Origin of the sequence: Microvirga sp. KLBC 81, from assembly GCF_003075415.1 — a bacterium.
Classification (GTDB): Bacteria; Pseudomonadota; Alphaproteobacteria; order Rhizobiales; family Beijerinckiaceae; genus Microvirga.
Genome location: NZ_QDAH01000003.1, coordinates 206,472 through 227,323 on the forward strand (window position 1 = coordinate 206,472; position 20,852 = coordinate 227,323).

Annotated in this window: 19 protein-coding genes and 1 pseudogene; 11 read left to right on the top strand and 9 right to left on the bottom strand. The window is 62.9% G+C overall.

The genetic code is table 11. The annotated features are described in order from the left end of the window. Positions 1-6: 6 nt before the first annotated feature. The gene (gene pheT / locus DC522_RS03800; protein WP_116527364.1) at positions 7-2,430 is read left to right on the top strand and encodes a phenylalanine--tRNA ligase subunit beta; all 2,424 of its coding nucleotides are present in this window, start codon (positions 7-9) and stop codon (positions 2,428-2,430) included. A 236-nt stretch (positions 2,431-2,666) separates the two neighbouring features. On the opposite strand, the pseudogene DC522_RS03805 reads toward pheT, so the two are convergent. Beyond that, positions 2,667-2,868 (bottom strand): annotated as a pseudogene (locus DC522_RS03805) (hypothetical protein). Continuing rightward, positions 2,861-3,697 carry a molybdopterin-synthase adenylyltransferase MoeB gene (locus DC522_RS03810; RefSeq protein ID WP_116527365.1) on the bottom strand — a complete coding sequence of 279 codons (837 nt, stop codon included), beginning with the start codon at positions 3,695-3,697 and terminating at the stop codon, positions 2,861-2,863. The pseudogene DC522_RS03805 and the gene DC522_RS03810 overlap by 8 nt, the downstream one beginning before the upstream one ends. A 154-nt stretch (positions 3,698-3,851) precedes the next feature. Here DC522_RS03810 and DC522_RS03815 point away from each other — a divergent pair, with 154 nt between their 5' ends. The 10 genes from DC522_RS03815 (at position 3,852) to DC522_RS03860 (ending at position 13,198) form a co-directional block, all read left to right on the top strand. Then, a complete protein-coding gene (locus tag DC522_RS03815; protein WP_116527366.1) occupies positions 3,852-4,856 on the top strand; it encodes a BMP family protein in 1,005 nt (334 codons plus the stop codon). Positions 4,857-4,982: 126 nt separating this feature from the next. Beyond that, the gene (locus DC522_RS03820; protein WP_116527367.1) at positions 4,983-6,506 is read left to right on the top strand and encodes an ABC transporter ATP-binding protein; all 1,524 of its coding nucleotides are present in this window, start codon (positions 4,983-4,985) and stop codon (positions 6,504-6,506) included. Continuing rightward, complete coding sequence (locus tag DC522_RS03825) at positions 6,506-6,940, top strand: VOC family protein (protein ID WP_116527368.1); 435 nt, start codon at positions 6,506-6,508, stop codon at positions 6,938-6,940. Before DC522_RS03820 ends, DC522_RS03825 begins: the two co-directional genes overlap by 1 nt. After that, on the top strand, positions 6,937-8,040 hold the full coding sequence (locus DC522_RS03830) for an ABC transporter permease (protein WP_116527369.1): 1,104 nt from the start codon (positions 6,937-6,939) through the stop codon (positions 8,038-8,040). Before DC522_RS03825 ends, DC522_RS03830 begins: the two co-directional genes overlap by 4 nt. A gap of 2 nt (positions 8,041-8,042) precedes the next feature. Continuing rightward, positions 8,043-8,948: an ABC transporter permease gene (locus tag DC522_RS03835; RefSeq protein WP_116527370.1), complete on the top strand. Its 906-nt coding sequence runs from the start codon at positions 8,043-8,045 to the stop codon at positions 8,946-8,948. A 2-nt stretch (positions 8,949-8,950) separates the two neighbouring features. Further along, a complete protein-coding gene (locus DC522_RS03840; RefSeq protein ID WP_116527371.1) occupies positions 8,951-9,355 on the top strand; it encodes a cytidine deaminase in 405 nt (134 codons plus the stop codon). A gap of 9 nt (positions 9,356-9,364) precedes the next feature. Then, the gene (locus tag DC522_RS03845) at positions 9,365-10,171 is read left to right on the top strand and encodes a purine-nucleoside phosphorylase (RefSeq protein ID WP_116527372.1); all 807 of its coding nucleotides are present in this window, start codon (positions 9,365-9,367) and stop codon (positions 10,169-10,171) included. Positions 10,172-10,174: 3 nt separating this feature from the next. Further along, positions 10,175-10,936, top strand: coding sequence for a deoxyribose-phosphate aldolase (deoC, locus tag DC522_RS03850; protein ID WP_116527373.1), 762 nt, complete (start codon positions 10,175-10,177; stop codon positions 10,934-10,936). Position 10,937: 1 nt separating this feature from the next. Continuing rightward, positions 10,938-12,260, top strand: coding sequence for a thymidine phosphorylase (gene deoA / locus DC522_RS03855; RefSeq protein WP_116527374.1), 1,323 nt, complete (start codon positions 10,938-10,940; stop codon positions 12,258-12,260). Then, complete coding sequence (locus DC522_RS03860; RefSeq protein WP_116527375.1) at positions 12,257-13,198, top strand: glyoxylate/hydroxypyruvate reductase A; 942 nt, start codon at positions 12,257-12,259, stop codon at positions 13,196-13,198. Before deoA ends, DC522_RS03860 begins: the two co-directional genes overlap by 4 nt. Before the next feature lie 105 nt (positions 13,199-13,303). On the opposite strand, the gene DC522_RS03865 is transcribed toward DC522_RS03860, so the two are convergent. The 7 genes from DC522_RS03865 to DC522_RS03895 all read right to left on the bottom strand — a co-directional run bounded on the left by DC522_RS03865 (position 13,304) and on the right by DC522_RS03895 (position 20,670). Then, positions 13,304-14,071, bottom strand: a complete 768-nt coding sequence (locus DC522_RS03865; RefSeq protein WP_116527376.1) for a sulfite exporter TauE/SafE family protein — start codon at positions 14,069-14,071, stop codon at positions 13,304-13,306. A gap of 6 nt (positions 14,072-14,077) precedes the next feature. Next, positions 14,078-14,926 (bottom strand): C40 family peptidase, encoded by an 849-nt coding sequence (locus DC522_RS03870; protein ID WP_116527377.1) that lies wholly within the window; start codon positions 14,924-14,926, stop codon positions 14,078-14,080. Positions 14,927-15,029: 103 nt separating this feature from the next. Then, complete coding sequence (locus DC522_RS03875; RefSeq protein ID WP_116527378.1) at positions 15,030-16,412, bottom strand: M17 family metallopeptidase; 1,383 nt, start codon at positions 16,410-16,412, stop codon at positions 15,030-15,032. A gap of 29 nt (positions 16,413-16,441) precedes the next feature. Continuing rightward, positions 16,442-17,353: a 2-dehydro-3-deoxygalactonokinase gene (locus tag DC522_RS03880; RefSeq protein WP_116527379.1), complete on the bottom strand. Its 912-nt coding sequence runs from the start codon at positions 17,351-17,353 to the stop codon at positions 16,442-16,444. 48 nt (positions 17,354-17,401) lie between these two features. After that, positions 17,402-18,031 (bottom strand): uracil phosphoribosyltransferase, encoded by a 630-nt coding sequence (gene upp / locus DC522_RS03885; RefSeq protein ID WP_047187744.1) that lies wholly within the window; start codon positions 18,029-18,031, stop codon positions 17,402-17,404. 35 nt (positions 18,032-18,066) lie between these two features. Continuing rightward, positions 18,067-19,320: a URC4/urg3 family protein gene (locus DC522_RS03890; RefSeq protein ID WP_245443937.1), complete on the bottom strand. Its 1,254-nt coding sequence runs from the start codon at positions 19,318-19,320 to the stop codon at positions 18,067-18,069. An 87-nt stretch (positions 19,321-19,407) separates the two neighbouring features. Then, positions 19,408-20,670, bottom strand: a complete 1,263-nt coding sequence (locus tag DC522_RS03895; protein WP_116527381.1) for a GTP cyclohydrolase II — start codon at positions 20,668-20,670, stop codon at positions 19,408-19,410. Positions 20,671-20,852: the final 182 nt, after the last annotated feature.

Consider the following 20,852-nt stretch of genomic DNA (forward strand, 5'->3'; position numbering starts at 1 on the left):
GTACCCATGAAGTTCACCCTCTCCTGGCTCAAGGATCATCTCGACACCACGGCGTCCCTCGGCGAGATCGTGGAAACGCTCACGCGCATCGGCCTCGAGGTCGAAGGCGTTGAGGACAAGGCGAAGACGCTTGCGCCCTACATCAACGCTTATGTGATCTCCGCCGAGCAGCACCCCAATGCCGACAGGCTTCGCGTGTGCATGGTCGATACGGGCGCGGATAAGCCGATCCAGGTCGTCTGCGGTGCGCCGAACGCCCGCACCGGCATGAAGAGCGTGTTCGCGCCTCCCGGCACCTACATTCCGGGCAAGAACATCACGCTCGGTGTCGGCACCATTCGCGGTGTCGAAAGCGCGGGCATGCTGTGCTCTGCGGCGGAGCTTGAGATCTCCGACGATCACGAGGGCATCATCGAGCTGCCGGAAGACGCGCCTGTTGGCGTTGCTTACGCGGCCTATGCAGGCCTCAACGATCCGGTGATCGAGATCAACCTCACGCCGAACCGGCCCGACTGCACCTCGATCCACGGCATCGCGCGCGATCTCGCGGCCGCCGGTCTCGGCACGCTGAAGGGCGACGCCGTTCCTGCCATCGCGGCTAAGGGCGCGTGCCCTGTTTCCGTGACACTCGATTTCGCGCCGGGCGACGAGAAGCTCTGCCCCGCCTTCGCGCTACGCCTCGTTCGCGGCGTGAAGAACGGTCCGTCGCCGGAATGGATGCAGCGCCGTCTGCTCTCCATCGGCCTCCGCCCGATCAACGCGCTCGTCGACATTACCAATTACATCACCTTCGATCGTGGCCGTCCGCTCCACGTGTTCGACGCCAAGAAGGTGAAGGGTAGTCTCACCGTTCGCCGCGCGAAGGATGGCGAAGAGGTGCTCGCGCTCGATGGCCGCACCTACAAGCTCGATCCCGGCACCGTGGTGATCGCCGATGAGAATGGTGTCGAATCCATCGCCGGCATCATGGGTGGCGAGCATTCCGGTTCCGATGAAGGCACCACCGACGTGCTGATCGAGTCCGCGTTGTGGGATCCGCTCAACATCGCGCAGACGGGGCGCAAGCACGGCATCATCACCGATGCGCGCTACCGCTTCGAGCGCGGCGTCGATCCGGCCTTCACGGTGCCGGGTCTCGATTTCGCGACCAAGATGGTCATCGATCTCTGCGGCGGCGAGCCGACGGAAGCTGTCGTTGCCGGTCAGGTTCCGGACAGCACGCGCGTCATCGAGTTCCCGTGGTCGGAAGTGCCGCGCCTGTCAGGTCTCGATGTGAAGCCGGAGGAGTCCGAGACGATCCTGAAGAAGCTCGGATTCCAGGTTCAGGGTTCGGGCGAGCGCGTGAATGTCACGCCGCCGTCCTGGCGTCCCGATGTCGAGGGCAAGGCGGATCTGGTCGAGGAAGTCATCCGCATTGCCGGTGTCGACCGTATCGAGCCGCAGCCGCTGCCTCGTCTCGAGGCCGCTGTTGCCAAGCCGATCCTCACGCTGATCCAGAAGCGCACGCGTCTGGCTCGCCGTGCGCTCGCCGTGCGCGGCTTGGTGGAGGCTGTCACCTGGTCCTTCATCTCTAGGCAAGAAGCGGAACTCTTCGGCGGTGGTGATGCGCGTCTTGCACTCGCGAACCCGATTGCGGCGGAGCTTTCCGACATGCGTCCGAGCCTGCTGCCGGGTCTGCTGAAGGCTGCGCAGCGCAACGCGGATCGTGGCTTCGGTGATGTGGCGCTGTTCGAGGTCGGCCAGACCTTCGCGTCGGACGAGCCCGAGGGCCAATCGATCAAAGCCGCCGCCGTGCGTCGCGGTACGGCCCGCGCCGAAGGTGTCGGCCGTCACTGGGATGGTGGCGCCGAGAGCGTCGATGCCTTCGACGCCAAGGCGGATGTGCTGGCGCTGTTGGCTGCCCTCGGCATTCCGGCCGGCGGTCTCCAGATCGTCCCCGGCGGTCTGGCCTGGTTCCATCCCGGCCGCTCCGGCACGCTTCAGTTCGGCCCGAAGAACATCGTCGGCGCTTTCGGCGAGGTTCACCCGAAGATCCTGAAGGCTCTCGACCTCAAGGGTCCGCTGGTGGCCTTCGAGCTCAATCTCAATGGGCTTGTGCCGCCGAAGGCCAAGCCCACCAAGATGAAGCCGAAGCTGAGCCTGCCCGACTTCCAGCCGCTCACCCGCGACTTCGCTTTCGTGGTCGGCCGCGATGTGGCGGCGGGCGACATCGTGAAGGCGGCTCAAGGTGCGGAGCGTCAGCTGATCGTGGGCGTCGACGTGTTCGACGTCTACGAGGGCACAGGCATCGACCCGGACAAGAAGTCGGTGGCCATCGCCGTGACCCTGCAGCCCACGGAGAAGACCCTGACCGACGTGGAGATCGAGGCCGTCTCGGCCAAGATCGTCGCCGAGGTTTCCAAGAAAACCGGGGCGGTATTGCGCGGCTAGAGCATCGGACCCAAAAGTGGACTTGCACTTTTGGGATTGATCCGATGCTCACTCTCTGCGGGAGCGCATCGTTGGGGGCGGAAAACCGGGTCAACTGTTCCGCACGATGCGCTAGCCACTGGCAGTCATCCTGGGGCCGCGTAGCGGAACCCGGGATCGTCTTCAGGATAAAGCACTTTACTCGTCTTATGATCCCGGATCGCGGCAGAGCCGCGTCCGGGATGACGTGCTTGGTATTAAGGAACAAACTCCTCAGCCAAGTCCCGCCATTCCGGATTGTCGCGCTCGATCAGTTCGACCTTCCAGGCTCGGTGCCATTTCTTCAGTAGCTTCTCGCGAGCAATGGCCTACGCGCTTATGCAGGTCGCTGGTGATTCCCACATAAAGCGGGCCGTCTTTACGGGTGGCAAGAATGTAGACGTAGAAGGCATCAGCCATCTGCGAACTCCCCGGACGATCCCGGATCTGCGCTGCGCTTCGTCCGGGATGACGCTGCAAAGGTTCCGTTGAGCGGATTGTTCTCATCCCACCCGTAACGGATCGTGTCGAAGCGCATCGAGCGTACATCGACCATCAGAAGACGCCCGACGAGGCTTTCTCCAAAGCCTACTATCTCCCGGATCACCTCCATCGCCATCAGGCTGCCCATTACGCCTGCCAGTGCTCCGAGCACGCCCGCTTCCGCGCAGGTCGGGATCGCGCCCGGCGGGGGTGGGGAGGGGAAAAGGCAGCGATAGGTGGGGTTCGGGCGGCCGTCAGGGCCGGTCTCATGGGCTCTGATCGTGGTGAGTGAGCCGTCGAACTGGCCCAAAGCCGCCGTGACCAGCGGCTTCTTCTCGAAAAAACAGGCGTCCGAGACCGCATAGCGGGTCTCGAAATTGTCCGAGCCATCGGCGACGATGTCATAGCGGCGGATCAGGTCGCGGGCATTCTCAGCGGTAAGCCGCAGGTCATGAGGCTCTGCCGCAACGTGAGGATTGAGGCGCAGGATGGCCCCGGCCGCGCTCTCCACCTTGAGCGTCCCGATATCGGACGTTCCATGGATCACCTGCCGCTGCAGGTTTGAGAGGGACACCACGTCGTTGTCCACAACGCCGATGGTGCCGACCCCGGCGGCTGCCAGATACTGGATCAGAGGCGCTCCAAGGCCTCCAGCTCCGATCACGAGCACGCGAGCATCTTTGAGTTTCAACTGCCCGGGCCCCCCGACGTCCCGAAGGACCAGGTGGCGGGCGTAGCGATCGATTTCGTCAGGTGTCAGGGGCATGGAGTGACCTTAACGCCAGGCCTTGAGCTATCAACCATTCCCTGAAGGAAAATAACATCTCGGCTTGACAGGGACCTTGGCGTCGTGACCCTTCCCATGCCATCGTCACGGGGCAACCGGACAAAAATCCGGCGTTAAACAGGGAACAATGCCGATGACAGTCACCAAGTTCGGCCTCGCACTCGCGGGCCTCGCCTTCTCCGCCACGGCTGCCTTTGCGCAGCAGGCGGCCTTCAAGCCGGCCGTCGTTTATGATCTCGGCGGCAAGTTCGACAAATCCTTCAACGAAGGCGTTCACACGGGTGCCGAGAAGTTCAAGAAGGAGACAGGCACCGAATACCGCGATTTCGAGCCGCAGAACGACGCCCAGCGCGAGCAGGCCCTGCGCCGCTTCGCCCGCGATGGTTTCTCGCCGATCGTGGCCGTCGGCTTCAGCCAGGAATCCGCTCTGAAGAAGGTCGCCGAGGAGTTCCCGAACACCAAGTTCGCCATCATCGATGCCGTCGTCGAGAAGCCGAACGTGCAGTCCATCGTGTTCAAGGAGCACGAGGGTTCGTTCCTGGTCGGCCTCCTGGCCGCCAAGGCTTCGAAGTCCGGCAAGGTCGGCTTCGTGGGCGGCATGGACATCCCGCTCATCCGCAAGTTCGCCTGCGGCTACGTCCAGGGCGTGAAGTATGCCAACAAGGACGCCGAAGTGTTCCAGAACATGACCGGCACCACCGGCGCCGCCTGGAACGATCCCGTGAAGGGCGGCGAGCTCGCCAAGGGCCAGATCTCCCGCGGCGCGGACGTGATCTATCATGCGGCTGGCGGTACGGGCGTGGGCGTGCTGCGCGCGGCTGCTGACGCCGGCAAGCTCGGCATTGGCGTCGATTCCAACCAGAACGGCCTGCATCCGGGCAAGGTGCTGACTTCCATGGTCAAGCGCGTGGATGTCGCGACCTACAACGCCTTCGATCAGGCCAAGAAGGGCACCTTCAAGGCTGGCCTCTCGGTTCTCGGTCTTGCCGAGGACGGTGTGGCTTGGGCACTCGACGACAACAACAAGTCGCTCGTGACCGCCGACATGAAGGCCGCTGCCGACAAGGCCGCAGCCGACATCAAGTCAGGCGCCATCAAGGTCCACGACTACATGTCGGACTCCAAGTGCCCGATGTAAGATAACGCATCGATCCGGCCGCAGGCTTTCTGAGAAGAGGGCCTGCGGCCGTTTCCGTTTTTAGGTTTGTGCTTTTTCCGATAAGATCCGCGCGCTTTCCCCTTGCTGGACAACCCCTAGAGGCCAATGTCTCCCGCCATTGAACTCATCGCCATCAACAAGAGCTTCGGCGCCGTTCACGCCAACAAGGACGTGAACCTGTCCGTCGAGCGCGGCACGATCCACGGCATCGTCGGCGAGAACGGTGCGGGCAAGTCGACCCTCATGTCGATCCTCTACGGCTTCTACGAGGCGGATTCAGGCGATATCCGCGTGAATGGAGCGCCTATCCGGATCCGCTCCTCCAACGATGCTATCGCGGCCGGTATCGGCATGGTTCACCAGCACTTCATGCTGGTCGAGCCGTTGACCGTAGTCGAGAACGTGATGCTCGGTGCCGAAGGCGGCGCCATGCTGCGCGCGGGCGAGTCCAAGGTGCGCAAGGAACTTGCGCGTCTCGCAACCGATTACGGCCTGGAAATCGACGTGGACGCCACCGTTGGCGAGTTGTCCGTCGGCCTCCAGCAACGCGTGGAGATTCTCAAAGCCCTCTATCGCGGCGCGGACATTCTCATTCTCGATGAGCCCACTGCCGTGCTCACTCCCGCTGAAGCGGATGCGCTGTTCGAGCTGCTCCGCTCGCTGAAACAGCAGGGCAAGACGGTTGTTCTCATCACGCATAAGCTGCGCGAGATCATGGCCATCACGGATCGCGTCTCGGTCATGCGCCGTGGCGAGATGGTGGCCACCGTCGAGACGGCGAAGACATCGCCACCGGAGCTGGCCGAGCTGATGGTGGGACGTCGCGTGCTGTTGCGTGTCGAGAAAACCGAAAAGGCGCCCGGCGCTCCTGTGCTCGAAATAGACAATCTCTCCGTCATCGATGCGCGCGGCGTGCTGCGTGTCGCCAACGCGTCCTTCACCGTTCATGCAGGCGAGATCGTCGGCATCGCAGGCGTTGCGGGTAACGGCCAGAGCGAGCTTCTGGAAGCGATCGCCGGCATGCGTCAGCCTGTGCTCGGATCCATCAGGCTCGAAGGGCGGGATATTCACTTCTCGGAGCACAATCCGCATCGCATGCGCGAGCTCGGCCTGCTGCACGTGCCGGAAGATCGCCTGCGCATGGGGCTCGTGCCCGCTTTCCCCGCATTCGAGAGCGCCATTCTCGGCTTCTCGAACGAGCCGCAGCTTGGGCGGGGTCCGCTTCTCGATCATGACCGTCTCATCGCGGATCTCGCGAAGAAGATGGAGCAGTACGATGTCCGCCCGCCCGCACCGCGCCTGAAGACGTCTAACTTCTCCGGCGGCAACCAGCAGAAGATCGTGCTGGCGCGCGAAATCGAGCGCAACCCGAAGGTGCTCCTCGTCGGCCAGCCGACGCGTGGCGTCGATATCGGTGCCATCGAGTTCATCCACCGTCGCCTCATCGCACTGCGCGATGCAGGAGTGGGCATTCTGCTCGTGTCGGTGGAACTCGATGAGATCATGCATCTGTCCGACCGCATCCTCACCATGTGCGGCGGCAGGATCACCGGCGAGCGCAAGCCTGACCAGACGAACGAGCAGGATCTGGGCTTGCTCATGGCCGGCGTCACCGACGAGGCCGCCTGATGCAGCCGCGATTGTCGCTCGTTACGCTCGGCGTTGCGGATCTCGCAAAATCCCGCGCCTTCTATGAAGCATGGGGCTGGAAGGCATCTTCCGCCAGCCAGCCGAGCGTCGCCTTCTTTCAGGCGAACGGCCTTGCGCTGGCACTCTTCGGACGGGCTGACCTCGCCAAGGATGCAGGCGTCGAGGACAAGCCCACCGGCTTTGCCGCCATCTCGCTCGCCTATAACGCCCGTTCCAAGCAGGAGGCCGATGAGGTCTATGCCCGCGCCATCGCTGCCGGCGCCCGCGCCGTGAAGCCGCTGCAGGACGTGTTCTGGGGCGGCTATTCGGGCTACTTCGCCGATCCCGACGGACACCTCTGGGAGGTGGCCTGGAATCCCTTCTTCCCCCTCGACGAACAGGGCCACCTGTTCCTGCCGGATCATCAGACGTGAGTGCTCCTATCGACATGCCCAAATGGGCCGACACGGTTCTTGTGCCCGCCATCTCCGTTGTGGCCGCATTCCTGATCGCGGGCCTCGTGGTGCTCAGCATCGGTGAGAACCCGCTCACTGCGACACGCTACCTCCTGCAGGGAAGTCTCGGCACAGGAGAGGGCCTAGGCTTCACCCTGTTCTATGCCACCGACTTCATCTTCGTGGGGCTGGCGGTTGCTGTTGCCTATCACGCAGGCCTGTTCAACATCGGCGGTGAGGGCCAGGCGACGCTTGCAGGCTTGGGCATTGCGCTTGCACTCAACAATCTCACGTTCCTGCCAGGTTTCCTGCTCATTCCTATCGGCATCATCGCGGCGGCCGCCTTTGGTGCAGCCTGGGCTGCCGTGCCGGGTTATCTGCAGGCGAAGCGCGGCAGTCACATCGTGATCACCACGATCATGTTCAATTGGCTCGCGAGCGTCCTGATCGTGTATCTCCTCGTGAATGTGCTGCGCGAGCCGCAATCGATGAACCCGGAAACGCGGGCCTTCCCGGAAGGCTCCTACATTCCCTTCATGCACGAGGTATTCGCCGCATTCGGCATCGATATCCCGGCGTCGCAGCTCAACCTCACCTTCGTGCTGGCGCTGATCTCGGCCCATCTTATCTGGCTCCTCATCTACCGCTCGCGTCTCGGCTATGCGATCCGCGTGGTGGGCTCCAATTCCACGGCTGCGATCTATGCCGGTATCTCTCCTGCGAGCATCACGATCATTGCCATGGTGCTGTCAGGCGCGCTCGCAGGCGGCCTCGCGGTGAATGAGCTGATGGGTTACCAGCACCGGCTCCTGCTGGAGTTCACTTCAGGCTACGGCTTCGTCGGCATTGCGGTCGCGCTCATGGGGCGTGCACATCCAGTCGGCATCATTCTCGCGTCTCTCCTGTTCGGCATTCTCTACCAGGGCGGCGCGGAGCTGGCTTTCGAGCAGCCCAACATCACCCGCGACATGGTCGTGGTGATCGGCGGCATCATCATCCTGTTTGCCGGCGCGCTGGATGGTCTCTTCCGGCGTCTCGTGGCGCAGCTGCTGTCACGTCCTAAACTGGCAGGAGCGTGAGTATGGATTTCGGCATCATCGTAACGATTTTCGACTCGGCGCTGCGCCTCTCGATTCCGCTCCTCGCCGCGTGCTTGGCCGGTCTCTGGTCCGAGCGCTCGGGCGTTGTCGATATCGGCCTTGAAGGCAAGATGCTGGTCGCTGCCTTTGCTGCCGCAGCCGCTGCCTATGTCTTCGGCTCGGCCTGGACCGGACTTGTCTTCGGCATCTTTGCATCGGTGGCCTTCGGCCTCATTCACGGCTTCGCTTCCATCAGCCAGCGCGGCAACCAGATCGTGTCCGGCGTCGCCATCAACATGCTGGCTGCCGGCCTCACAGCCATCGTCGGCAATGCCTGGTACGGGCAGGGCGGACGCACGCCGCCGCTGGAAGGGGATCAGCGTTTCGACGGCGTCCTCTTTGGACATTCGGCGCTCGTCTATGTGGTTCTGCTCGCCGTGCCGCTCACATGGTTCATTATGGGCCGCACACGGTTCGGGCTTCGTCTGCGCGCTGTCGGTGAGAATCCGGCTGCGGTCGATACGGCAGGTATCTCCGTGACGGGCCTGCGCTACTCGGCCGTCGTGATCGGCGGGATCTTCTGCGGCATCGGCGGCACTTATCTGTCTGTCGGACAGGCGGCGGGCTTCCTGCCCAACATGACTGCAGGCCGCGGCTTCATTGCTCTCGCCGCGCTCATCTTCGCCAAGTGGCGCGCATGGCCCGCGTTGGGAGCCTGCTTCCTCTTCGGCCTTCTCGATGCCGTCGCCAACCAGCTTCAGGGACTTTTCATTCCCGGCATCGGCGAGGTGCCGGTGCAGGCCATTCAGGCGCTTCCCTATCTGATGACGGTCATTCTGCTCGCCGGCGTCATCGGCAAGGCTATCCCGCCGCGTGCGGCCGGCGTGCCCTATGTGAAGGAGCGTTGATCATGGCTTCTCTCGACACGCTTTTCGAAGCGGCCAAGGCGATCCAGGCGAAGGCCTATGCGCCTTACTCCCGCTTCAAGGTGGGTGCTGCTATCGCCACGCCGGAGGGACAGATCTTCACCGGCTGCAACGTGGAAAACGCGGCCTATCCGGTGGGTTCCTGCGCGGAAGCGGGCGCCATCTCGGCGATGATTGCGGGCGGCGGACATCGCATCGGTGAAATCGCGGTGATGGGCGAGGGCGAGCATCTCGTCACGCCCTGCGGCGGTTGCCGCCAGCGCATTCGCGAATTCGCGGCGCCCGATACGAAAATTCATATCGCGGGGCCTGAAGGCATCCGCAAAACTTTTACCCTGGATGAGTTGTTGCCCTTCTCGTTCGGGCCCGACAACCTGACGGACAGATAAGAGACGATCATGCAGCAGAACGCTCAAGAGGCCGCTGAATTCGTTCGTGCTCGCGGCTTCGATGGCCCCTTCGACGCCGCCTTCGTGCTCGGCACCGGTCTCGGCACCCTGGTTGACGAGGTGAGTGACGCGGTGAGTCTGGCTTACGTCGGCATTCCGCATTTTCCGAAGAGCGGCGTATCGGGCCATGCAGGCAAGCTTGTCGCCGGAACATTGGAGGGCAGGCGCGTTCTCCTGTTCCAGGGCCGCGCGCACTACTATGAAACGGGCGATGCGGGTGCGATGCGCCTTCCTGTGGCTTTCGTGAAGGAGCTCGGCATTCCGGTACTGGTCGCGACCAATGCCGCAGGCTCCGTGCGCGCCTCCATCCGCCCCGGCAGCCTCGTCGCCATCAATGATCATCTCAATCTCTCTGGCGCGAACCCGCTCCTGCGCGATCACACGGAAGGCCGTTTCGTCTCGTTGACGGATGCTTACGATCCAAGCTTACGCGAGGTTCTGCAGCGCGCCGCGAAGAAGACCGGCATCGATCTGCCGGAGGGCGTTTACGCGTGGCTTTCCGGCCCGAGCTTCGAGACGCCTGCCGAGATCAAGATGGTGCAGATCCTCGGTGGCGATCTCGTCGGCATGTCCACGGTGCCGGAGGTCATCCTCGCGCGCTATTACGGCCTGCGGGTTGCCGCGATCTCCGTCGTCACCAACCTCGCCGCCGGGATCGAAGGCGCTTCGCCCTCGCATCAGGAAACCAAGGATACGGCGGCAGAGGCCTCTGAGAAGTTCAAGCGTCTCATCCGTTCCTTCGTCGCGGAGCTTTAAAAAATGTCCGACGCGCAAATTGCCCAGCGGGCGCTACGCTGCCTCGACCTCACCGATCTGACGGACACCTGCACCGATCAGGCTATCGATGCGCTCTGCAAGAAGGCGCTCGATCCCCGCGGTCCTGTCGCCGCTGTCTGCGTGTGGCCCCAGTTCGTGAAGCGCGCGCAGGAGAACCTGAAAGGTTCGCCTGTCCGCATCGCGACGGTGGTGAACTTCCCCGCCGGCGGCGAGGAAGTGGACCGCGTCACGGACGATGTGCAGGAGGCTCTCTCCGATGGCGCGAACGAGATCGACCTCGTGCTGCCTTATGGGGCGGTCCGTCGCGGTGATCTGACGATTGCGACGGAGATGGTGGAAGCCGTGCGCGATCTCGTCGATCAGGGGCGGCTTCTCAAGGTCATTCTTGAAACAGGTGAACTGAAGGATGCGCAGCTGATCGAAACGGCGAGCCGTCTCTCCATCGAAGCCGGGGCCGATTTCATCAAGACCTCGACGGGCAAGACACCTGTTTCCGCGACTCCGGAAGCGGCGGAGATCATGCTCAACACGATCAAGGCATCCGGGCGCAATGTGGGACTCAAGCCCTCGGGTGGCATTCGTACGGTTGCCGATGCAAAGATTTATCTCGATATCGCCGACCGCATCATGGGCCCGGGCTGGGCCACGCCCCGGACCTTCCGCATTGGCGCAAGCAGCGTCTACGACACCCTGGTTGCCGCCATCGAAGGGCGTGCGGGTGATGCGGCCACCGGAGCTTACTGACATGAGCCATCTTCCGCAGGAAATCATCCGTCGAAAGCGCGACGGCGGCACGCTGGATGCTGCCGAGATTGAGAGCTTCATCCAGGGGCTCACCTCGGGCCACGTCTCCGAAGGTCAGGCGGCCTCCTTCGCCATGGCGATCTTCTTTCGTGGCCTCTCCGTGCCGGAGCGCGTGGCGCTGACGCGAGCCATGATGAATTCGGGCGAGGTGCTCAAATGGGATCTGCCGGGTCCCGTGCTCGACAAGCACTCCACCGGTGGCGTGGGCGACGCGGTGAGCCTGGCGCTCGGCCCGGCTGTCGCGGCCTGCGGCGGCTATGTGCCGATGATCTCCGGTCGTGGTCTCGGCCACACGGGCGGCACGCTTGACAAGTTCGATTCCATTCCGGGCTACGTTACGCAGCCTGACATCGACACCTTCCGTCGTGTCACGCGTGAGGTCGGCTGCGCCATCATCGGCCAGACGGCCGACCTCGCACCGGCCGACAAGCGCCTCTATGCCATCCGCGACGTGACGGCGACGGTGGAATCCATCGATCTCATCACCGCATCCATTCTCTCAAAGAAGCTGTCCGCTGGCCTTCAGGGCCTCGTGATGGACGTGAAGTTCGGCTCCGGCGCGTTCATGGACAACGCGAAGGATGCGCGTGCTCTCGCCGAGAGCCTCGTGCTCGTTGCCAATGGCGCAGGCCTGCCGACAAGCGCTCTGCTGACCGACATGAACCAGCCTCTTGCTTCGGCTGCCGGCAACGCGGTGGAGATGGCCTATGCGGTCGATTACCTCACCGGCCATCGTTGGGAGAAGCGGTTCCACGAGGTGACGGTGGAACTCTCCGCCGAGATGCTGGTGCTCGGCAAGATCGCGACTGATATCAATGAGGCGCGCGCGAAGGTCGAGAACGCGATTTCCTCCGGCAGGGCGGCTGAGGTGTTCCGGCGCATGGTGACGGCTCTTGGCGGCCCTGCCGATTTCCTGGAGAATCACGGGAAGCATCTGCAGGCAGCACCTGTGGTCCGCCCCATCCATGCGGAGCGTTCCGGCATCGTGCAGAGCATCGCCACGCGCGATGTGGGCGTTGCGGTTGTCGCGCTCGGAGGCGGGCGCACGCGTCCGCAGGATCCGATCGACCACGCGGTCGGCCTGATCCAACTTGCCGAGATCGGTGAGACGGTCGATGCCGATCGCCCGCTCGCCATCGTGCATGCGCGCAGCGAAGAAGCCGCCAAGGTGGCCGAACGCATGGTGCGCGCGGCCTACAGAGTCGGGGATGCGAAAGCTGAACCTGGAGCGCTGATTCTCGAACGCATTGGAGAAAAATCGTGAGCCTGCTCGTCGCCGTCACGTGGGAAACGCAGCCCTGGGTCGAACGCTTCACGCGCCATCTGCCCGGTCGCGAGATCGTGGTGCTGGGCGAGGAGTTCGACAGAAGCAAGATCCGCTATGTGGCAACCTGGGGACCGAGGCCGGGAAGCCTGGATGACCTGCCGAATTTGAAGGCGATCTTCTCTCTCGGCGCCGGCGTCGATCATCTGATGGGCTATCCCGATCTTCCGAACGCGCCGGTCGTGCGTGTGGCGCAGGACGATCTCACCCATCGCATGAGCGAATATATGGTCATGCACTGCCTCATGTATCTGCGCGATCATGCGCGCTTTGCCGAGGCGCAACGCGCCAGGCGCTGGGAGCAGGATCGCTCGCCGCCGATTGCAGCGGATGTGCGCGTCGGTATCATGGGCTTCGGCGTGCTCGGGCAGGATGCAGCGTTGAAGCTCAGGATGATGGGCTTCGACGTGGCGGGTTGGAGCCGCACGCCGAAGACAGTCGAGGGGTTCAAGGTTTACTCGGGCGAGAATGGGCTTGATGAATTTCTTGCACGCACGGACATTCTGGTGAGCCTTATCCCGCTCACGCCCGATACGCGAGGCATTCTCAATCGCAGCCTGTTCCAGAAGCTCGCGCAGGATGGAAGGCTCGGCGGTCCCGTTTTGATCAATGCAGGACGTGGTGGCTTGCAGGTGGAAGCGGATATCCTGAGCTGTCTTGAAGACGGAACGTTGAAAGCAGCAACCCTCGATGTGTTCGAAAAGGAGCCGCTGCCGGAGGATTCACCGCTCTGGACGCATCCGCGCGTCACGATCACGCCGCATAATGCTGCTGTGAGCGAGCCCGAAGCGACAGCGCGCTACATCGCAAGCCAAATCCTGCGCCACGAGGCAGGAGAGCCGTTCGAGAACGTCGTTGATCGGGCGCGGGGGTATTGAGGACATGGGGTATTAGAGCATTTTTCGGCGAAGTGGATCCGGTTCGCCGTCAAAATATGCAGCCTGAAAAAGACGAGAGCTGATTCCAGGCCAATGGAAGCGGCTCTAGAGCACCCCATAGCCGTGCAGGCCATCCCACAGCAGCTTGAGTGCTGTCACGGCGAGAAGGGCGTAACAGAGGCGGTAGAGCTGCCTCTGGTCCAGGCGCGCATGTAAGGTATATCCGGCCCATACACCCAGAGGAATGAGGGGCAGGCACAATCCCATCAATGTCCAAAGCTCGGTGCTGGGTTTTGCAAGCGCGAGCCAGGGCAGAACCTTCATCAGATTGCCTGCTGCAAAGAAGCTGCTGCTCGTTCCGGCATAGACTGCTTTGGGGAGCCCGAGCGGCAGAAGATACATCGCAACCGGCGGTCCGCCGGAATGGGCCATCATGGATGAAACGCCCGATGCCGTTCCTGCAATGACTGCTTTGATCTTCGACCGCGGTCGCTGCACGATCCTGCCGCCGCCACGAAACCATAGGCCTGTGAAGGCCAGAGTGATCGTGGCGATGATGATTGCCACCGTGCTGCGGTCGATCACCTTCAACAACAGGAAACCGATGGCCGTGCCGCAGGCAAGGCCGGGGAGAAGCAGGCCTAAGTCGATCTTCGACCACGTGCTCGGCCGCCAGTAATAGAGCGCTGCCATATCCATCAGCACGAAGAGAGGCGCGAGCACTGCTCCGGCGCTGATCGGGTCCATCACCAGCGACAGAACGGGGATTCCGACAATGGCGAGCCCGCCGCCGAAGGCGCCCTTCATGAAGGCGATGAGAAAAACTCCGAATCCTGCCACGAGCAGAACGGACAGGTCGGGCAGATAGCTCATCGGAGACTACAGACGCTTGATCGAGCTGATCGGACCGTAGCTCGTCCGGCGGATGCGCTCCTCCGCGACAGACAGTGGTTCGATCATCACAGTCATGCTGTGGCCGGTGGCGTGGATGAAGTTCGTCTCATCCATCATCAGGCCTACATGGCCCTTCCAGAACACGAGGTCGCCGCGCTCGAGGCCGCCGAGGCCCGGCTTCACGTCGATGGCTGTGCCGAGCTCTCTTTCCTGCATGTCGGTGTCACGCGGCGCCCTGATGCCTGCGGCAGTCAGCACGGTCTGCGTGAGACCGGAGCAGTCGATCCCGAGGCTTGTCTTGCCGCCCCAGAGATAAGGCGTGTGCAGGAAGCGCTCGGCCACGCTCACATAGTCAACCTCACGCGCATCGACAGCGGCGAGGTGCGCAGCATAGACCCAACCGCCATCGGCAAGCTGTGCATAATCGCCTTGCGTGCCCACGACGGCAACCTTCGCGTTCATGGTCAGGAGGTCGGCGTGCGGCAGCTTCAGGTTCGGGCCCGGATAGATGAAGGTGCGAATGGCCGCGACCTTGTGCGTCGCCTGCGGCCCCGGCTCGCCAAGCACGACGCTCGGCAGATACCCCACATAGCCGTCGTCGTGCAGTTGCACCCAGGCCCAGCCCTCATGCTCGTCGTAAATGGTGACGGCTTCTCCGAAGATCGCCTGCGTGTCGACGGGTGCTTCCCGCGAGGGATGGCGATGAAGAGGGGCGAAGGAGGCGACAACGCGCCTGACCGTCCCCGTCGTGAAGCGCTCGGCCTCGACCTGCCCGCGCAGCTTCTCGTCGGCCAGATCGGCGCGGAAGGGGGTGATGCGGCGGTCGAAACTCATCGAGGCAACTCCTTGGCACAGGCGGTGATAGTGTCTCCTAGAGCATCGGACGTGAAAAGTGGATTCCACTTTTCACGTCCGAAGGCGCAACCAAGGCCTGGCTTCAGGAAGCGTAGCGCTTTTTCAGGAGGGCATACATCAGGCGCGCCGCCTGGACCTCGCCGCCTTCAGGGCGGGCAGGGCGGGTGGAGTTGTTCCAGGCGAAAATGTCGAAATGCACATGCGCCCTGGCGTCGGACACGAAACGACGCAGGAACAGGGCGGCGGTGATGGAGCCGCCCATCGGCCCACCCGTGTTGTTCATGTCGGCGTATTTCGAATCGAGCTGGCTCATATAAGGCGACCACAGCGGCATGCGCCACACGGGATCGTTCACTTCCATGCCGGTGCGGGTGATCTCGGCGGCGAGATCCTCGTCATCCGTGTAGAACGGAGGAAGCTCGGGGCCGAGCGCCACGCGGGCCGCCCCCGTGAGCGTCGCGAAATCAATGATGAGATCCGGCTTCTCCTCATCCGCCAGCGCCAGCGCATCAGCGAGAATGAGGCGGCCTTCTGCGTCCGTATTGCCGATTTCCACCGTGATGCCCTTGCGGCTGCCCAGAATGTCGCCGGGGCGGAAGGCGTTGCTCGAGATCGAGTTCTCGACGGCGGGAATGAGCACGCGCAGACGCACAGGAAGCTCCGCGCCCAGGATCATGTCGGCGAGCGCGAGCGCTGCCGCAGCACCGCCCATGTCCTTGCGCATCAGCAGCATGGAGGAAGATGGCTTGATGTCGAGGCCGCCGGTGTCAAAGGCGACACCTTTGCCGACAAGCGTGATGCGCGGTGCATTCGCATTGCCCCAGGTGAAGTCGATGAGGCGCGGCGGAGTCGCGGAAGCGCGGCCGACCGCATGGATCATCGGAAAGTTCTGCTTCAGCAGATCATCTCCGATGATGCTGGTGAACTCTGCACCATGTGTCTCTGCAATCCGGCGCGCGGCGGCCTCGATGCCGTCGGGTCCGAGATCGCTCGTCGGCGTGTTGACGAGATCGCGGCTGCGGCAGACTGCATTGGCGATGCGCGTGATCTCATCCGCATCGACGCCCTTCGGCACGACGAGGCGAACGGATCTGTCGTTGCGCTTGCGATAGCGGGTGAAGCTGTAGGAACCCAGGATCCATGCTAGCGTGGCAAGCGCTGCATCCGGTGCGTCGGTCTCGAAACGATAGAGGCCATCCGGCAAAATCGTCGGCAGCTTTCCGACGGCGAAAAGATCGCGTTGCTTAGCGTCGTCATTGGCAAGGCCGAAGGCCACGCCGAACAGGTTACCGTCCGTATCCGGCAGCAAACAATGGCCTCCGGCCTTTCCTTCAAACCCCTGAGCCTTCGCAAAGCCTTGCGCCACCTTCGGCAGTTGCGAGAAAACGGTGCTCCATGTGCTCTCTGTCACGAGCCAGATCGGAAGCGAGTTCTCAGTGGACGTGGCGAGAAGGGGATGGAGCATGAGTTTTGACCTGAGTGGGAGTTGAGCGTTCAGCTCTGAGAATGCTGGCGCAGGATCCGCGCCAGACCGGCAAGCAGCGCTTGCTTGGGATTCTTCAGTTCCGTCTTGATGCCGTGGCGTGCGAGCGCGTGCGCATAAAGATCCGCGCGGGCTTGATCGGCGAGAATCGTGACGGAGGCAGGACGTCCGAATTGCGCAAGCGCGCCGTTGATCTCATCGCCTGTGAGGAGGCCGGAGAGATAAGGCGTCAGCAGATTGCTCGCCATGCGCCCCGATACCACCGCGGCTCGCGCGCCGAAGAGCAGATGGAGCAGGCCCACGCGCGCTGCGCCATCAGCGCCGCTGTTGCGCTCTGCTGCATCGAGGCCCATGTCGAAGCCCTTTTGATCCGAAGGCTCCGTGGCGGCGCGTCCGATCATGGAATGCTCGCGCAGCAGCGCATACATCTCTCCTGTCAGGTAAGTGGCGAAGCGCTCGATGCGCCCGTCGCGCATCAGGATCCATTTGGGGTGCGTGCCGGCCGAGCAGACGAGACCGTTTTCGACGCCCGCGCCCAGCACCAGTGTTTCCTCGCCGCGCATCACGTCGGCGGCACCTGGAGCAGGTTCGCAGAAGAGGCCAGGGATGATGTGGGCCTTGCGGCCATTGACGAGATCAACCGGCATCAACGCCTGCGCGATCTCGGCCGGGCCCGCAGGGCAGGAGGCATAGGGTGCCTCCACCCAGCCTTCGCGGCTGCCGACCATGCCGACGAGCAGCACGGGTGCATTTGGTTCCGCATCGAGCCAATGCCCGCAACGTTTCAAGAAGATGTCGCGGTGCTGGCCCTTTTGCAGGGCGGAAACGCCCTCATCCGACGAGACCTGATCGAGAATGGTTTCATGCTCGATCAGATAGCCACGAAAGCGGGTCGTTCCCCAGTCGGCGACAATGAAGCGCAAGGCCTTGAATCCTGTTTCGCAGAGTCACAGCGCTAACAGCGCTAGCTTCTAGCGCGTTCCATACATACGGTCGCCGGCGTCACCCAGACCCGGCACGATATAGCCGTGGTCGTTGAGCTTCTCATCGACGGCCGCTGTCCAGATATGCACATCGGGATGAGCGCTGCGCAGGCGTTCGATGCCCTCAGGCGCCGCGAGCAGGCAGACAAAGCGAAGGTCCTTCGCGCCGCGCTCCTTCAGGCGCTCGATGGCGGCCACGGCCGAGTTGGCGGTGGCGAGCATCGGATCGAGCACCAGCACCATGCGGTCGGCGAGGTCGGACGGGGCCTTGAAGTAATATTCCACCGCCTGGAGCGATTCCGGATCGCGATAGAGGCCGATATGGGCCACGCGGGCGGCGGGAACAAGGGTGAGCATGCCGTCAAGAAAGCCGACACCCGCGCGCAGGATGGGAGCGAAGACCAGCTTCTTGCCGGCGATCTGCACGCCTTCCATCGTGGTCAGCGGCGTCTCGATCTCGATCCGTTCCATGGGCAGGTTGCGGGTGACCTCGTAGCAGAGGAGCATGCCGATTTCGTTGAGGAGCTGGCGGAAGCCTTTTGTCGAGCGCTGCTTGTCCCGCATCAGGGTCAGCTTGTGCTGAACCAGCGGATGATCGACCACCGTCACGCCTTCCATGCTCTTTCCTTCCTTGGTCGTCGTATGCTGATTCATCAAAACACCGTTCCGTCACTGATGATGCTGAGAGGAGGCGAGCCGTCGCCACGCTTCTCTTTGGCCAATCTGCGCCCTGTCGCCCAGGTTCCGCCTTCGAGCGCCTTCGCGAGGGGAAAGTCCTCGGCAGTAAATTGAAGCCGGGCACGGATCGGATCGGCAATGCGGTCCAATAGGGCAACCGTCAAGGCCCGCCACTCCACGACAAGGGGGGAATCCACCGCATGTGCTTGTCTGGCCTCGTCCGGGTTCTTGAGACCGATGACCCCCATATCGAGGAAAAGCCCGCCATTGCGGTATTCCGGCAGGCCTGTGAGTCCGTTGATATCGGTGACCGTGTACCCGGCCCATTCCAGGGGCTCGATGAGCGAATAGGAGAGCCACTGGGAGAGCTTATGGAAGGGAATGAGCCCTTTCGTGGCATCAGAGGCCTCGACCAGCGGGTGGCGCCAGGTATCGCCGAGATCGACGCCGCCCAAGGTGATCCGCCCAGGCCAGATGGGCCCGAGATGGGTGAGCAGTGCCTCCAGGATCGAGGTGGCCTTGACGGCGTCGTCTTCGGCCGTGGCCGCAAGCACGTCGACGAGGCCGCCGGGGCGGGGATCATCCACCTGTCCGAAAATGTCCGGGTTCGTGGCCACAACACGACCCAGGCGGTTGAGAAGGGCGGCGCGGCCTTCAAGACCCACGAGCGGGTTGTCTACAGAGACCTGGAAGCCCTCGGCCAGATCCTCTGCCGTCAGCGCCATCAGCACATCCGCATCGACGCGGAAGGGATCCTCGGGCCTGCTCGAGAAGGCGCCGCTCACGAACATGTCGAAGCTCGCAACGGCCAAGCCCTCGGAGCGAGCATAGGTTTCGCCCGTGCGGCCTTCCTGATAGCACCATTGCGGGCCAGCGCCCGCATCGAGCAGCACGGAGACGATGGCCAAGTCGAAGGCTGAGCGCGCCATCTCGCCGGCATTTGTCCAAGGCGCTCCATGCGTCACCGCATCCCAGCGGTCATGCCCTCCCGTCGAGAAATGCCGCCAGCGGGCATGGAAGGGGATTTCGAGAGAGGGATAAGCCTCGCGGATCGTGGCCACCACCTCGTCGGCGCAGGCTTCCAGGCGGCCCAAGTTCACCGCGAAATGCTGCAGACGATCTTCAAGGCCCGCCTTCAGCAGCTGATGCGACCGTTCGCGCACCGCCGCAGCGGTCAGGAGCGTGCGGGCGGCTTGGGTCTCAGGAGAAGAATTAGGCTGATCCGTCACGCAGGGCTCCAGGGCTCTCAGGTTCAAGAGCGATAGCATAGTCTCGTTCTGGCCAGCACTCTCAAGCTCAGCCGGTTGTGGAGAAGGTTAAAAGCGCTCGAGATCCCGGCCCTTCACCTTGTCCAGCTCCGCCGCGTCGGGCGCACCGTCAGGCGTGTAGTAGCCGGCGGCCTTCTTGGCTTCGAGCTCGACTTGAGCATCCGGTGGCACCAGTTCCGGCGGAATGGGCACACGCTCAACCACCTCGATGCCGGAGCCTGTAATGGCATCGTACTTCATGTTCGACATGGACATGAGCCGGTCGATGCGGCGAATGCCGAGCCAGTGCAGAACATCGGGCATGAGCTGCTGGAAGCGTGCATCCTGCACACCCGCCACGCATTCGGTGCGCTCGAAGTAGGTGGCTGCTGAGTCGCCGCCCTCTTGCCGCTTGCGCGCATTGTAGACAAGGAATTTGGTGACTTCGCCGAGCGCGCGGCCCTCCTTGCGGTTATAGGCGATCACGCCGACGCCTCCTGCCTGCGCCTCCTTCACGCATTCCTCGATGCCGTGCACGAGGTAAGGACGGCACGTGCAGATGTCGGAGCCGAACACATCGGAGCCGTTGCACTCGTCATGCACACGGCAGGCGATGCGTGTTTTCGAATCGCTGAGGCGTGCCACGTCGCCGATCACATAGACGGTTGTGTTGCCGATGGGCGGCAGGAACACGCTCATGTCGGGGCGCGTCACGAGCTCCGGGAACATGCCACCGGTTTGTTCGAACAATGTGCGGCGCAGTTCTCCTTCCGTGCAGCCGAAACGTTCTGCGATGCCGGGCAGATACCACACGGGATCGACCGCGATCTTCGTGACTGAAATGTCGCCGGACCCATGCAGGAAACCGCCATCGGCCTTGAGACGCTTCGCGCCCATGGCAGCGAGGATCTCCGGCATGTTGAGACGCGCCTTCGTCACCGCGATGGAGGGGCGAATGTCGAGTCCGCTGGCAATCTCGTCTGCATGGACCTGGCCGACCAGATGGCCCCAGGGATCGAGCGACACGATCTTGCCCGGCTCGAACCATTGCGGATGCGGGCCGATATCGGCGGTGGGATGTGTGTTGTGGAGGTCTGGGCGCGCGAGTGGATTGAGTGCTCGAGCCGAGATCGCCAGAGCCCGGTAGAGCGAATAGGAACCGCCATGTGCACCAATCACGTTGCGGTCACCCGGGTTCGTGACGGTGCCGACGATGGGCCCGCGCTCCTTCGGGTCTTTCGCGCCCCACTTGATCGGATGTTTGATGGTGCCTGCATTCGGCTCAGGATGCGAGGTGAGCCGGATATGGGTCGAGCGGTTGGGGGTGCTCATGAACGATCTTCTTCCACGCGAGAACGGGAAGACTCCCCCAACGATCGTCAGGAAAGTCTCCTTACGATCTATGGAAGACTGGGCCAAAGTTGCGCTGACGTCAACGCCTTAAGGTTGTTGCGCGGGGAACGGTTCACGGAGAATGGATTCGTTCGTTAAAACCTCCCGTCATCCCGGACCTG

Excerpts from the sequence above, each read along its gene's own strand:
- deoC (WP_116527373.1), top strand. The coding sequence starts at position 10,175 with ATGTCCGACGCGCAAATTGCCCAGCGGGCGCTACGCTGCCTCGACCTC.
- upp (WP_047187744.1), bottom strand. The coding sequence starts at position 18,031 with ATGGAAGGCGTGACGGTGGTCGATCATCCGCTGGTTCAGCACAAGCTG.
- DC522_RS03870 (WP_116527377.1), bottom strand. The coding sequence starts at position 14,926 with ATGAGTTTCGACCGCCGCATCACCCCCTTCCGCGCCGATCTGGCCGAC.
- DC522_RS03815 (WP_116527366.1), top strand. The coding sequence starts at position 3,852 with ATGACAGTCACCAAGTTCGGCCTCGCACTCGCGGGCCTCGCCTTCTCC.
- DC522_RS03825 (WP_116527368.1), top strand. The coding sequence starts at position 6,506 with ATGCAGCCGCGATTGTCGCTCGTTACGCTCGGCGTTGCGGATCTCGCA.
- DC522_RS03845 (WP_116527372.1), top strand. The coding sequence starts at position 9,365 with ATGCAGCAGAACGCTCAAGAGGCCGCTGAATTCGTTCGTGCTCGCGGC.
- DC522_RS03820 (WP_116527367.1), top strand. The coding sequence starts at position 4,983 with ATGTCTCCCGCCATTGAACTCATCGCCATCAACAAGAGCTTCGGCGCC.
- DC522_RS03895 (WP_116527381.1), bottom strand. The coding sequence starts at position 20,670 with ATGAGCACCCCCAACCGCTCGACCCATATCCGGCTCACCTCGCATCCT.
- DC522_RS03865 (WP_116527376.1), bottom strand. The coding sequence starts at position 14,071 with ATGAGCTATCTGCCCGACCTGTCCGTTCTGCTCGTGGCAGGATTCGGA.
- DC522_RS03840 (WP_116527371.1), top strand. The coding sequence starts at position 8,951 with ATGGCTTCTCTCGACACGCTTTTCGAAGCGGCCAAGGCGATCCAGGCG.
- deoA (WP_116527374.1), top strand. The coding sequence starts at position 10,938 with ATGAGCCATCTTCCGCAGGAAATCATCCGTCGAAAGCGCGACGGCGGC.
- DC522_RS03875 (WP_116527378.1), bottom strand. The coding sequence starts at position 16,412 with ATGCTCCATCCCCTTCTCGCCACGTCCACTGAGAACTCGCTTCCGATC.
- DC522_RS03810 (WP_116527365.1), bottom strand. The coding sequence starts at position 3,697 with ATGCCCCTGACACCTGACGAAATCGATCGCTACGCCCGCCACCTGGTC.
- pheT (WP_116527364.1), top strand. The coding sequence starts at position 7 with ATGAAGTTCACCCTCTCCTGGCTCAAGGATCATCTCGACACCACGGCG.
- DC522_RS03835 (WP_116527370.1), top strand. The coding sequence starts at position 8,043 with ATGGATTTCGGCATCATCGTAACGATTTTCGACTCGGCGCTGCGCCTC.